Below are 12,981 nucleotides of genomic sequence, written 5' to 3' on the forward strand. Positions count from 1 at the left end.
GGAGAGCAGTACGGTAGTCCGAACGGAGTGAGGTTCCTCGAAGCGAACCGGGGAGCGAAGCGACCCGGAGAGCAGTACGGTAGTCCGAACGGAGTGAGGTTCCTCGAAGCGAACCGGGGAGCGAAGCGACCCGGAGAGCAGTACGGTAGTCCGAACGGAGTGAGGTTCCTCGAAGCGAACCGGGGAGTAGTGGCGTTTTTGCCCCGTGAACCCCGAACCCGTGTATGGATATCGAGGCGACGCCGGTACTGGACAACCACCTCCATCTCGACCCGGTGAACGGGCGCAACACCGAGGCCGTCGAGGACTTTGCCGACCACGGCGGGACACACCTGCTGGTGCTCAACAAGCCCTCGTGGCATCTGGTGGAGACGGCCACCGACGAGGGCACCTTTCGCGAGGTGTTCGACCTGACAGTCGAGGCCGTCGCGGACGCGACCGAGGTCCTCGCCGGCCGCGCGTGGCCGGTCCTCGGAGTGCATCCGGGGCTCGTCTCCCGGTTAGTCGAGGACGGGTACGCTCCCGGGGAAGCCCGGGACATCATGCAGCGGGGACTCGACGTGGCCAGCGAGTACGTCACCGACGGCCCGGCACTGGCCATCAAGTCCGGTCGACCCCACTACGAGGTCGAGGACGACGTCTGGGACGCATCGAACGCGGTGATGTGTCACGCCTTCGAGCTGGCCGCCGACGGCGACTTTGCCGTACAGCTCCACACCGAGGGCGGAGAGGACTTCGAAGAAGTCGCCCAGTGGGCCAAAGACCGGGGTCTGGACCGCCGGCAGGTCGTCAAACACTACTCGGGCGGGCGATTGCAGGGACCGACGAAATCGGTACTCGCCGACAAGGACGAACTGGAGCTTGCTATCGGGGAAGACGAACCGTTCCTGATGGAGACTGATTACATCGACGACCCGGACCGACCGGGCGCCGTGCTCGGACCGAAGACGGTCCCCCGTCGCGTGCGATGGCTACTGGAAAACGGTGAGGACGAAGCCGTACGGACTGCACACGTCGAAACCCCGAAAACGGTGTACGGGATCGACACCGAGGCGACGCTGTCGGGACAGTAGTCAGTGTCAGCCCGTTACCTGCTGTGTCCACCATCACCATCCGTGAGTAGCGCATAAATTACTGTACGCTATAGCGAATCTCACGGCATGTTGTAGATATCGGATCTCTCTACGCATGTGGTTCGAAAGCCCAGATTCCACGCAGGAGACGCGGCTTAGGTCCCCTCGGTGTATCTGCAGATCGGGCATGAATTTTAACCACTGTCCAGATGTACGACCAGAGGCATGCGCCCTCCAGAACGTACAGAACGTCGAGCCTTGGCCCACCAATCGCCCGTATGAACCGGCGTACGCTCCTCGCGACAGCCTGTGTCGGTACCGCAGCACTGTCGGGGTGCCTATCGGTCTTTTCAGCAGGGAGGCCGGACACGCCGTTGCCCGCCGTTCCTGACGGGGGCTGGACACAACACGGGGCAAACAGCGCGAACACGTTCGTGTCGGACGTTGCCGCACCCCCGCGGGGGAACCTGGCGTGGGAGTCGGCGGCGTTCACGCGGTGGAGTCCGGTGATCAGCGACGGAACCGTCTACATCACGAACTTCGACCCCAGCAATGACGGCAGCGCTATCGCACTCGACGCACAGGACGGTAGCGAACAGTGGCGGACACGTCTCGGAAGCGACGGTGACCACGGGAGAGCACTCGTCGATGGCCTCTTCCTCGTCGCACACAGCGAGGGAATCGTCGCTCTCGACCGACAGAGTGGCGAGACCGTCTGGCGACGCCCTTTCGAGGGGACGGAATCCACCGGCAGGAACTACTCGCCGGAACTGCTTGCTGTCGACGAACGGTCGGGTATCGCCGTCGTCCCGCACCGGGACGGGCTCGAAGCCGTCCAAACGGCGGACGGCGAACCGCACTGGGAGACCCAGATATCACAGCAGCAACTCACGCCTGCGATGCACGACGGGACCGTCTACACAGTGGGACAGGTCGACGGAACCGACAGCCTCGCGGCGTTCGATCTTCAGGACGGCACGGCCCACTGGAGCAAAGCACTGGCGAACCCGTCGACGAGTGCCGACCCGGTGGTCACTGAGCGTGGTGTGTTCGTCGTCGACGGGGACACACTCGGCATCCACGACCGCCAAACAGGAGAGCGGAAGGGTGAGCTCCACTCGTTCGAGTCCGACGAGATGCACAACACGACGGTGGCTGTAGACCGGGGGACGGCGTTCGTGGCGACCGACGAGGAGCTTCTCGCAGTCGATATCGAGGCCGGAACGACGCGGTGGCGACACGACGACGCAGTGTACGCCCAGGGGTTCTCCGTCGGGCGTGAGACAGTCGTCGCGATGGTCGACGGGTCCGAATACGTGTCCACCGAGCGCCGGGAGACGATAACTGCCTTCGATCGTGAAACCGGGGAGGTTCGGTGGAACTACGTGTTGGACGGGTTTCACTCGGTAACGGTCCCACCGATTCTGGTGGGTGGTGCTGTATTCTTTGCGACCAGCAACATCAGCGGGCTGGCCGTACTGGGTGATGTTGATGCAGACGGTTGATACGTGGCTCGGCTGTACTGAGCGTAGGGCGGTATCTGTCCCCACACGGAGAGCGCTCTGATCCGACTCCCCGGCCCGGCAAAGACTGAACGCTACGGCAGGGCAGTCTACCGATGTCGGAGCTGGTGAACGCCGTTGTCTCAGGTGACGAGTGAGAAACTCACGACGAACTCCACGTTCGGGGCCGACGAATTACTGCTGGAGCCACAGGGCCAGTGGGTGAACGCCACGTGACAGGACGTTTCCGTGACGCCCGATACATTTGATTTTTTTGAGAGATGAGTGATACGTAAGGAGACAGATTCCCGGATAGCGGTCACAACGAGAGGAGTGGCCGACGGGGAACGGACAGACGACGACGGGGTCCGTGTACCCGTCCGCGAGGGTTCTCGTCCGCCGTCGTCGGTCGCTTATGGGTTTTTGCGTCCCCGTACTCGCGCTGTGAGTGCCACTCTGGGGTACAAACACGCCCTGTCTTATCAAAGAAGGTACAATATAGTGAATAATTATTTAACGTAGAACGCCATCTCCCGGAGTGTGATGTCCAACACAGACAATAATGAAGATTCGAGCGGTACAGAGTCCACCATCGATCGTCGCTCCGTACTTGCAGCGGGGGCGACGCTCGTCGCCGGATCGGCGCTCTCCGGTTGCATGGGCGACGACAGCGGGTCGGAGTCGGCGACGAACATCGCTATCGTCTCCAGTCCCGCCGGGTTCGACGACAACGCGTTCAACGACCTGGCGGTCGAGGGGCTCCAGACCGCACAGGAGGAGTACGACATCGAGATCAACCAGGTCGAGGAGACCGAGCAGTCGAACTACCAGTCCACCCAGTCGGATCTGGCCGACAGCGGCGACTACGACCTCATCGTCCTGGTCTCGTACAACCACACCGAAGCCCTCACACAGAACGCGGCGGACTACCCCGACCAGAACTGGATGCTCATCAACGACTACGTCGACGAACCCAACGTGACCGGATACACGTGGGCTAACCACGAGATGTCCTACCTCGCTGGCGTCCTGGGCGGGACAATGACGACTGAGGAACTCTCTCACGAGGGGAACTCAAACGAGCCCGGTAACGCACACATCGGCTTCGTCGGCGGCGAAGACGGGGCACTCATCAACGCGTTCGAGGAGTCCTACAAGGCCGGTGCGGAGTGGGTCAACTCCGATATCACCGTCGACGCGGGGTATATCGGCAATTACAGCGACACGGACACCGCTGCCAACATCGCCTCCTCCCAGTACGACAACGGCGCGGACATAATCTACCACGCCGCGGCGTCGGCCGGGCAGGGCGTCTTCGAGGCCGCCCAGGAGAACAACCGCTTTGCCATCGGCGTCGACGCGGACCAATCCGTGACCCTCGAGGAGTTCCAGGACGTCATCATCGGCTCCGCAGTCAAGTACATCAACGAGGGGACCCGGGAGGTCGCTGCGGCGGTCGCCGAGGACAACTTCGACAGTGTCGCGGGCGCGAACACGCTCGGCCTCGACGAGGAGGGTGTCGACGTCGTGATCGGGCAGGCGTTCGAGGACAACCTGCCTGACGTCGTGTCCCAGAACATCCAGGAGGCCAAGGACGGAATCACGAGCGGCGATATCGAGGTTCCGTGTTCCGCCTCCGGCTGTAACTGAGTCTCCCGCACCATCTATTTGGCATCTATGAACGCTTCCACGAAGGACGATGACCGCTGACCACAGCCCTCCTGCCGTACGGATGGAGGGGATCACGAAACGGTTCGGCGACGTCGTCGCGAACGACGACGTCGATCTCTCGCTGGCGAAGGGGTCGATCCACGCTCTCCTCGGTGAGAACGGGTCCGGGAAGACGACGCTGATGAGCGTCCTCTACGGGCTCTACGAGAAAAACGCCGGGACAATCCACATCGACGGGGAGCCAAGAACCTTTGACTCGCCCAGGGACGCGATGGACGCGGGCGTCGGCATGATCCACCAGCATTTCCAGCTCGTGGAGACGATGACGGTGCTACAGAACATCATCCTGGGTCACGAGCCAAGCAGTAACGGTCTCGTCGACACAGCGGCCGCCCGGGAGGACATCGAAGAGATCTGCTCGCGCTATGACTTCAGCGTCGACCGGGTTCTCGACACGAAGGTACAGGACCTCGACCTCGGTGCCCGCCAGCGCGTCGAGATCGTAAAGAGCCTCTATCGCGGCGCGGACATACTCATCCTCGACGAACCGACGGCGGTGCTCACCCCACAGGAGGTCGAGGAGTTACTCGACGTGATGGCGGAGCTCGCGGCGGCCGGCCACTCGCTGATATTCATCACGCACAAGCTGGGGGAAGCGCTCGACGCGGCCGACGAGATAACCGTGCTGCGGGACGGCCAGGCCATCGGGACGGTCGACGCCGGCGACACCTCGGAGGAGGAGCTCGCGCGGATGATGGTCGGCCGAGAGGTACAGTTCGATCGCCCGCCGCGGGACCCGCCGGAAGGCGACCCCGTCCTCGACGTCGAAGGGCTCCACGTACGGGGCAGCCGGGGGCTCGAACAAGTGAGCGGCGTCGATGTCTCCGTCCGGGAGGGGGAGATCCTGGGAATCGCCGGCGTCCAGGGGAACGGCCAGACCGAACTGGTCGAAGCGCTGACCGGGCTCCGGGACGTCGACGCCGGCTCCGTGCGGTTCAACGGGAAGGAGATAACCGACACGAACCGCCGCCAGCGTATCGACGCCGGCATCGCGTACATCCCGGAAGACCGGACGACGGAGGGGCTCGTCCAGGATTACACCCTCGTTCGCAACGCCTTGCTGGGCAACCAGACCGTCGAGCCGTTCGTCGACAACGGGATGATAGACTGGGAGGCCGTTCGCGGTCACGCCGAGGAGATCATCCGGGAGTACGACGTGCAGCCGCCAAACGAAGACGCCGAGGCGAAGTCGCTGTCCGGCGGCAACCAGCAGAAGTTCATCGTCGGACGGGAGATCAAACACGACCCCGACCTCATGGTAGCGTCCCACCCGACGCGGGGGGTCGACATCGGCTCGATCGAGTTCATCCACGACCGGTTGCTGGAGCTGCGTGAGGCGGGGATGGGAATCGTCGTCGTCTCCTCGAAGCTCGACGAGATACAGAAGCTCTCCGACCGCATCGCGGTGATGTACGAGGGCGAGTTCATGGACACCGTCGACCCAGAAGCGACGACCGAGGAGGAACTCGGGATGCTGATGGCCGGCCACGACGCCGACGGGCCGGAAGGCGCCCCCAGCGGGGGTGTGCAGTCGTGAGCCGGTCGTCGGAGCGACTCCACGCCGTAGTCGACAGAGCGGCCGGACGCATGCTGCGCGCGTCGGTGGTCGAACGGCTGGCGATCGCGACGGCCTCGACGGCGCTGGCCCTGCTCATCGGCGTCACCATCGTCGCGGCGGCGGGGTACGACCCGGTGCAGTTTATCACCAGTCTGCTAGAGGGGGCAGTAGGCGGACAGTCGGCCATCGCCCGGACGCTGCGGTTCTCGACGCTATTTATCCTGACCGGCGTCGCGGTCGCGGTCGCGTTCAGGGCCGGCGTGTTCAACATCGGCGTCCAGGGCCAGTTCGTCGTCGGCGGCTTCGCGACCATCATGTCGATAATCTGGACGGCGCCGCTGTTGCCCGAGAGTGCCGTCGGCGGTGTCGGGCTGCTCCTGATCGGCTTTGGCGCGGGGGCCTGTGCGGGCGGCGCGTACGGGGCCTTACCCGGCGCGCTGAAGGCCTACGCCGACGCGAACGTCATCATCACCACCATCATGCTGAACTTCATCGCGACCGGCGTCGTCGGGTGGCTGGTGCAAAACCAGTTCCGCGGTGAGGGGAACACGGCGCCGAACACGGAGCGGATTCCGGAGTACGTCTCCCTGCCCAAGATAGTGTTCGACAGCCCGGGGTTCTCGATAATCGGGTTGGGCATCGCGCTCGCGACCGTGGTTGTCATCTTCGTCGTGATGGAGCGCAGTCGGTTCGGCTACGACATGGTGACAAGCGGCCACCAGGAGTCGGCAGCGACGTACTCGGGCGTCGGCGCCAAGCGGACAGTCGTCCTGACGATGGCCCTCTCGGGGATGGTGGCGGGCATCGCCGGCGCGGTCTTTGCCATCATGATTCAGGGCTACTACACCGACCCGAGCGGCATCGGCACGTACGGGTTCGACGCGATCGCCGTGAGCTTGCTCGCCGCGAACAACCCGCTCGGCATCGTTCCGGCCGGGTTGCTGTTTGGCGGCCTCGACTCCGCCGGCTCGCATATCGGCATCTACACCGACGTGCCCGTCCAGCTCATCGACGGCGTCATCGGGCTCGTCATCCTGTTTGTCTCCGTACCGGAGCTGTTCCGCATGGCCGCCCAGCGGACCGGCCTCGGAGGTGAGAACCGATGAGCGTCGCCGACTACACGGACGGCAACCGGCTGCGAATCGCCGGTGTCGTCACCATCCTCGCCGCCGTGGCGGTGGCGACAGTGGCGATGGACCTGCAGATTCAGAAGATCGTCACCGTGGGGTTCGTCGAGCGGTCGCTCCAGGCCGCGACTCCCATCGCACTGACGGCTATCGGCGGGCTGTACGCCGAGAAGAGCGGCGTCTTCAACATCGGCGTCGAGGGGTTCATGATCTTCGGGGCAGCCATCGCGGCGACGATGATGTGGATTATAAGCGGGGGTTCCCCGGGCCAGAGCGACGTCTGGCTCGCGATCCTCGCGTCGGTCCTGGTCAGTCTGGTGTTTGCGACCGTGTTCGCCGTCCTGTTGATCAGGTACGAGGCGGACCAGATCGTCGCCGGGCTTGCGCTGTGGTTCGTCGGTCTCGGGTTCGGTCCCTTCATGGCGGTGCTCGTCTGGGACAGCCGGAACAGCCCGAGCCTCGAAAGCGTAAACGACCTGACCGTCCCGGTGCTCTCGGAGATCCCGGTGGTGGGACCGATATTCTTCGACACGTCACCGCTGGTGCTTTTCACCGCCGTCCTTGCCGTTGCCGCCTGGAAATTCCTCAACGACACGCGGTACGGCTACTGGATTCAGGCGGCCGGCGAGAACCCGGAAGCGCTCGACACAGCCGGAGTCAACGTCACCCGTGTCCGGTACGCCGCCGTCATCTTCTCCGGCGTCATGGCCGGCCTGGGCGGTGCGGTGTTGCTCGCGCAGGCGGGCTCGTTCACCGGCACGGGCGACACGATGGTCAGTGGCCGCGGCTGGATCGGCATCGTCGCCTACCTGTTCGGGAACTACAACCCGATCGGGGCGGCCGTCGCGGCGCTCGTCTTTGGCGGCTTGGACATGCTACAGATCCAGCTGCAGACGGCTGGTATCGACGTGCCAAACAGGCTCGTCAACCTGTTCCCGTACGCCGCCGTTATCGTCGTCCTCACCGTCTGGGGCTCCACGCGGACGCCCTCGGCCGTCGGTGAGACGTACGAGAGCGAGGAGTGAGGCGCCACCGCCGGTCTCTGACCGCGGTGTTCGTTTTCACCGACCCGCTCCGAGCGGACACCGAACGAAGCTCGCAGAAATAGCGGAAGGGACTTGGACTACCGACCCGCTGACCAACACCGATTATCCGAACTTGCCGGTGATGTAGTCCTCGACGCGCTGGCTCTCCGGGTTCTCGAAGATTTTGTCCGTGTCGTCGAACTCCACCAGCTCCCCGCCGGTGAGGAAGACGGCGGTCTTATCCGAGATGCGGGCCGCCTGCTGCATGTTGTGGGTGACGATGACGACGGTGTACTCCTCGGCCAGGTCCTCGATGAGGTCCTCAATCTGGGAGGTGGCGATGGGGTCGAGCGCCGAGGCGGGCTCGTCCATCAGGATGACCTCCGGGTCGACGGCGATGGCCCGGGCGATACAGAGCCGCTGTTGTTGCCCCCCTGAGAGGTCCAGGGCGGACTCGTCGAGGCGGTCCTTGACTTCGTCCCAGAGCGCGGCCTTCTTGAGGGACTCCTCGATAACCTCGTCCATGTTCTCGGTCTTGTCCTGGGTGCGCAGCCCGTAGGCGACGTTGTCGTAGATGCTCTTGGGGAAGGGGTTGGGGTGCTGGAACACCATCCCGATACGCCGGCGCAGGGCGACGGGGTCGACGTTCTTGTCGTAGACGTTCTTGCCATTGAAGGTGAGTTCGCCCTCGACGCGGGCGATGTCGATGAGGTCGTTCATGCGGTTGATACACCGCAGGAACGTAGACTTCCCACAGCCCGACGGCCCGATCATCGCGGTGACCTGGTTTTCGGGGATGGCGAGGTCGATGTCCTGTAAGGCCTGTGTCTCACCGTAGAACACGTCGAGGCCGCGTGATTCGATGATGGTGCCGGCCGCGGTGACCGTCCCGCGGTCGTCGTTCTCGCTCAGACCGCCCTTTCCCGGGTCGGTATCGACGAGTGAGTCTGTCTGTTCGTCGGTTTCTGTCGTCGGGTCGGTCACAATGTCCTCTGTTGTCATTAGTAAGCCTCCTGTTGGAATTTGTTTCGGACGAGAATCGCGACGCTGTTCATCGACAGTAGGACGATGAGCAGCGTGACGACGCCGGCCGCCACGACACCGTAGCGGAACGCCTCCGACGGGAGAAACGCCCACGTGTATATCTGGAGCGGCATCGCGGTGAGCGTGTCGAACAGCCCCGACGGGGGGGTGTACTTCGTCGCCACGGCGCCGACCATGATGAGCGGCGCCGTCTCCCCGATAGCCCGGCCCAGCGCCAGGATGGTCCCCGTCAGGATACCCGGGAGCGACCGGGGCAGGACGACGTTTCGGATGGTCTGCCATCGGGTCGCCCCCATGCCATACGAGGCCTGCCGGAGCGAATCGGGCACCGAGCGGACCGCCTCCTGGGCGGAGATGACGACGATGGGCAGGATGAGCAGGGAGAGCGTCAGCGCCGCCGTCAGCACCGTCCCCGCCCCGATACCACCGTAGACGACCGGCCCGAACCCGATGTCGATGTTGACAAAGATACCCAGACCGAGCAGGCCGTAGACGACCGACGGGACGCCGGCCAGATTCGAGATGTTGACGTTGATGAGCCGCGTGGCGGTGCCGAGGGGGCCACTCGACGGTGCGTACTCCTCGAGGTAGATAGCCGTGCCGACGCCGAAGACGAAGGTGAAGATGCTGACGAGGATGATGAGGAAGACGGAGCCGATGACGGCCGGGTAGAGCCCGGCGTTTGCGGCCAGCGAAGAGGTCGGATTCGTCAGGAACTGCCAGTCGAGCCACGGCGAGGGCTGGGTCGCACCGAGGGCACCCACGACGAACTCGCCGACCAGGAACCCCCCGATAGCGATGACTGGGAGCGCGAAAGCGGCCCGCCGCGCCGGCTGTCTGGCGGTGTTTGCCGCGGCGAATCCGACCGGCAGGCCGAGCATGACGAGCACGGCAAACCAGACGGAGCGAGCCACCAGCGGGACCGTATCGACGACCGGAACGCCGACGATAGCCAGGACCGGGAGGCCGACGCCGACCCCGAGGGTCACTCGTCGGGAGGCGCCGAACCGGTCGGCCGCCAGGAACGCCGCGAGGCCCGCGCCGGGAACGACCAGCGAGAGGAAGTAGACACCGGGAGCGCCAAGCAGCGCGGCCACCGTGCCGATACTCCCGATCAGGAGGGTCCCGACGACCGGGCCGGCGATGAGCACGCCGAGCATGCCCAGCCCGACCCAGGTCGCCTCCCGGTTGTACTGGCCATAGAGGAACAGCCCGATGACCGGGGCGACGACCGTGAGGAAGTAGGTGACCCACACCTGCGGGCCGGCGATGACAAGCAGGACGATTATGGTGGCAAAGGAGAGCATCCCGCCGGCGAGCGTGAACCCGACGAGCTCTATCGCCCCGGCCGTCACCTCGGGCTTGTCGCGAGCGTACGCGAGGAAGCCAAGCAGGGGCACAAGCAGCGTCGCGGTGTAGGTGAGATACCACGCCGTGCCCGCCGACTCCAGTCCCAGCGCGTCCCAGAAGACGTAGGCGAGCAACACGCCCAGCGCGAGGATACCGACCAGCGACGCGCCGAAGGTGAGATATTTGAAGACGGTGCCTCGCAGCCGACTGACCTGGCCGAAGCCGGTCTCTGTCTCTGTTGCCATTATTCGTACTCCTCCCGGTAGCGGCTGGCTATCGCGTCGCTGACGATGTTCATCGCCAGCGTGATGACGAAGAGCGTGAGTCCTATCGCAAACAGGGACTGGTACGCAAGCGATCCACCGGAGAGGTCGCTCACGGCGATGTTGATCATCGCGACGGTCATCGTCGCCGCGCTCTCGCTGTAGAGGGCAAGCAGGTCACCAGGGGCGACGTACGGAAGGACGCCGAAGGCGGTCTGTGTCGGCGGGATGTCCGGTGGCCGCGAGCCCGCGGCGAGCACGACAGCCATCGTCTCGCCGATGGCCCGCGAGATGGCGAGGATGAACGACGAGGCGATACCGGAGACGGCGGCGGGGACGACGATACGCAGCGAGACGTTGAACTTCGTGGCCCCCAGGCCGTAGCCGGCCTGCCGGAGCGAGTCCGGCACGGAGCTCATCGCGTCCTCGCTTATCGAGGAGACCATCGGGATAATCATGATGCCGACAACGATGGAAGCCGAGAGCCCGTTGAACAGCCCGAGCGTCGGGAGCTGTGTTCCCAGTGTCTCGTTGACGGCGCCGATGACAGCGTTGAGCGCCGGCGTGATGTAGACGAGCGCGAAGTAGCCATAGACGACCGTCGGGACGCCGGCAAGCACTTCCAGCATCGGTTTCAGTACCGACCGCGTGCGCTCGGAGGCGTACTCGCTCAGGTAGATGGCCGTCAACAGCCCGATAGGCAGGGCAACGAGTGCGGCGCCGAAGGTGACAAGCAGGGTCCCGAGTAGCAGCGGGAAGATACCGAAGGAGACTGGTTCGAGGTTCGGGCTGAATCGGGTGCTGGTGAAGAACTCGCCCAGCGTGACCATCGGCGACGAAAAGAAGGCCGCGGCGTCGACAAACAGCACGCCGATGATACCCAGGGTGGTCAGAACTGAGAGGGCAGCACACCCGGCCAAGGCGTATTTGTACGTCGACTCCCGCACCGTCTGAAGTCCCCGATCCCCCGTGAGGTCGGGAGTCTGTCCCTCGTTGCTCATCGTGGTTGTGAGTCCATTTGCTGTATCTCGGGAAAAAGTACCCGGAATGTCTCTATAGCGCTATTGTGCCACACTATCCTTCTATGTATTACGCGTTCGAGATGACCTCGTTCAGCGCGTCCAGCTCGCTTTGCATTTCCTCTTCGGTCTTTGGGACGTAACCGATCTGGTCGGCGATGAGGTCCGAGTTGGCGCTTTGCCGGACGAAAAAGCGGGCGAACTCGGCGATGTGGTCCTCGGCGAGAGAGCTGACCTTCGGGTAGGTAAACAGCGGGCGCGCGAGCGGGTAGTCGCCGCTCTTGGCGTTATCGAGGGTCGGCTCGACGTAGCTGTCGGCCTCCTCGGTCTGGACGCTGACGGCGGTGACCGCGTCCTGGTTGCTCTGGTAGTACGAGAAGCCGAAGTAGCCGATGGCGTACTCGTCTTGCTGGACGCCCTGGAGGATGGTGTTGTCCTGCTCGGTCGGCTCGTAGTCGCTCGTGTGGTCCGCCTCCTCACCGATGACGGCCTCGCGGAAGTAGTCGAACGTGCCGGAGGTGTCGGCCGCGCCAAAGCGGTTTATCTCCTCGTCGTCCCAGTCGCTGTTGACGTCCTGCCACGTCGTGGCCCCGTCCGCGCGCCAGATCTGGCGGAGCTCGTCGATAGTCAGGTCGGTGGCGAAGTCGTTGTCGTTGTTGACGATGACCGTGAGTGCGTCCGTGGCGACGTTTATCTCGTGGTACTCGATATCGTTGTCCGAACACTGCTCTTCCTCGTCGCTGGAAATCTCCCGGGAGGCGTTGTTGAAATCGGAGTTGCCCTCACAGAACAGGTTGCTGAACCCGCCGCCGGAGCCGTCCCGGCTCAGGTTGAACTCGACCTGCGAGTTCTGCGAGCGGAACTGCTCGGTCACTGCCTGGGCGACCGGGTACACCGTGCTGCTCCCGCTGATCCGAATACTACCGGAGAGGCCGGTTTCCGTACCCGTTCCGGGACCCTCGGTACAGCCCGCGAGCGCGAGCGCGCCTGCGGCACCGGCGCTTGTCAGGAAGCTACGGCGCGAGACAGAACGGTTCGGTGAGTCAGACATCATCGGAAGGGTAGCGAGATGTAAATAAATACCCTACTATGATTTATCTATATATCTATGTTGTCTATATAGATAATCCCTGAGAACAGCACACATAGACATCACTATGAATTATGCATAATACGGCTTTTCGGCCTTTCGGACCCTTCAGAGCAGGATTTTTCGAGATTGTACAGTGGTATCGATAGCGTAGCCCTGACGAGCAATATTTGCGAGTGGAGTGGTGCTTGAGCCCCTG

Annotated in this window: 10 protein-coding genes; 6 read left to right on the forward strand and 4 right to left on the reverse strand. The window is 63.7% G+C overall.

Annotated features, from left to right (window positions below; translation table 11 throughout):
* Positions 1–224 precede the first annotated feature (224 nt).
* The 6 genes from VJ162_RS09010 (at position 225) to VJ162_RS09035 (ending at position 8,016) form a co-directional block, all read left to right on the forward strand.
* The gene (locus tag VJ162_RS09010; protein WP_324663775.1) at positions 225–1,073 is read left to right on the forward strand and encodes a TatD family hydrolase; all 849 of its coding nucleotides are present in this window, start codon (positions 225–227) and stop codon (positions 1,071–1,073) included.
* Positions 1,074–1,351: 278 nt separating this feature from the next.
* Complete coding sequence (locus VJ162_RS09015) at positions 1,352–2,578, forward strand: outer membrane protein assembly factor BamB family protein (RefSeq protein WP_324663776.1); 1,227 nt, start codon at positions 1,352–1,354, stop codon at positions 2,576–2,578.
* A gap of 540 nt (positions 2,579–3,118) precedes the next feature.
* Positions 3,119–4,225 carry a BMP family lipoprotein gene (locus VJ162_RS09020; protein WP_324663777.1) on the forward strand — a complete coding sequence of 369 codons (1,107 nt, stop codon included), beginning with the start codon at positions 3,119–3,121 and terminating at the stop codon, positions 4,223–4,225.
* Positions 4,226–4,307: 82 nt separating this feature from the next.
* Complete coding sequence (locus VJ162_RS09025) at positions 4,308–5,843, forward strand: ABC transporter ATP-binding protein (RefSeq protein WP_407066854.1); 1,536 nt, start codon at positions 4,308–4,310, stop codon at positions 5,841–5,843.
* Between the two features lie 50 nt (positions 5,844–5,893).
* Positions 5,894–6,970 (forward strand): ABC transporter permease, encoded by a 1,077-nt coding sequence (locus tag VJ162_RS09030; RefSeq protein ID WP_407066855.1) that lies wholly within the window; start codon positions 5,894–5,896, stop codon positions 6,968–6,970.
* Positions 6,967–8,016: an ABC transporter permease gene (locus tag VJ162_RS09035; protein WP_324663780.1), complete on the forward strand. Its 1,050-nt coding sequence runs from the start codon at positions 6,967–6,969 to the stop codon at positions 8,014–8,016. Before VJ162_RS09030 ends, VJ162_RS09035 begins: the two co-directional genes overlap by 4 nt.
* Before the next feature lie 123 nt (positions 8,017–8,139).
* Here VJ162_RS09035 and pstB read toward each other — a convergent pair whose 3' ends face one another.
* The 4 genes from pstB to VJ162_RS09055 all read right to left on the reverse strand — a co-directional run bounded on the left by pstB (position 8,140) and on the right by VJ162_RS09055 (position 12,743).
* Positions 8,140–9,018, reverse strand: coding sequence for a phosphate ABC transporter ATP-binding protein PstB (gene pstB / locus VJ162_RS09040; protein WP_407066848.1), 879 nt, complete (start codon positions 9,016–9,018; stop codon positions 8,140–8,142).
* Positions 9,018–10,655, reverse strand: coding sequence for a phosphate ABC transporter permease PstA (gene pstA / locus VJ162_RS09045; protein WP_324663781.1), 1,638 nt, complete (start codon positions 10,653–10,655; stop codon positions 9,018–9,020). Before pstA ends, pstB begins: the two co-directional genes overlap by 1 nt.
* On the reverse strand, positions 10,655–11,674 hold the full coding sequence (pstC, locus tag VJ162_RS09050) for a phosphate ABC transporter permease subunit PstC (protein WP_324663782.1): 1,020 nt from the start codon (positions 11,672–11,674) through the stop codon (positions 10,655–10,657). The genes pstA and pstC overlap by 1 nt, the downstream gene beginning before the upstream one ends.
* An 88-nt stretch (positions 11,675–11,762) precedes the next feature.
* Positions 11,763–12,743, reverse strand: coding sequence for a phosphate ABC transporter substrate-binding protein PstS family protein (locus VJ162_RS09055; protein ID WP_324663783.1), 981 nt, complete (start codon positions 12,741–12,743; stop codon positions 11,763–11,765).
* Between the last annotated feature and the right edge of the window lie 238 nt (positions 12,744–12,981).

The sequence above is a fragment of the Haloarcula sediminis genome (genome assembly GCF_035656455.1).
Lineage (GTDB): Archaea > Halobacteriota > Halobacteria > Halobacteriales > Haloarculaceae > Haloarcula > Haloarcula sediminis.

What these genes read in the sequence shown, in the direction of transcription:
- VJ162_RS09010 (WP_324663775.1), top strand. Translation starts at nt 225, where the DNA reads ATGGATATCGAGGCGACGCCGGTACTGGACAACCACCTCCATCTCGAC.
- VJ162_RS09015 (WP_324663776.1), top strand. Translation starts at nt 1,352, where the DNA reads ATGAACCGGCGTACGCTCCTCGCGACAGCCTGTGTCGGTACCGCAGCA.
- VJ162_RS09020 (WP_324663777.1), top strand. Translation starts at nt 3,119, where the DNA reads ATGTCCAACACAGACAATAATGAAGATTCGAGCGGTACAGAGTCCACC.
- VJ162_RS09025 (WP_407066854.1), top strand. Translation starts at nt 4,308, where the DNA reads ATGGAGGGGATCACGAAACGGTTCGGCGACGTCGTCGCGAACGACGAC.
- VJ162_RS09030 (WP_407066855.1), top strand. Translation starts at nt 5,894, where the DNA reads ATGCTGCGCGCGTCGGTGGTCGAACGGCTGGCGATCGCGACGGCCTCG.
- VJ162_RS09035 (WP_324663780.1), top strand. Translation starts at nt 6,967, where the DNA reads ATGAGCGTCGCCGACTACACGGACGGCAACCGGCTGCGAATCGCCGGT.
- pstB (WP_407066848.1), bottom strand. Translation starts at nt 9,018, where the DNA reads ATGACAACAGAGGACATTGTGACCGACCCGACGACAGAAACCGACGAA.
- pstA (WP_324663781.1), bottom strand. Translation starts at nt 10,655, where the DNA reads ATGGCAACAGAGACAGAGACCGGCTTCGGCCAGGTCAGTCGGCTGCGA.
- pstC (WP_324663782.1), bottom strand. Translation starts at nt 11,674, where the DNA reads ATGAGCAACGAGGGACAGACTCCCGACCTCACGGGGGATCGGGGACTT.
- VJ162_RS09055 (WP_324663783.1), bottom strand. Translation starts at nt 12,743, where the DNA reads ATGTCTGACTCACCGAACCGTTCTGTCTCGCGCCGTAGCTTCCTGACA.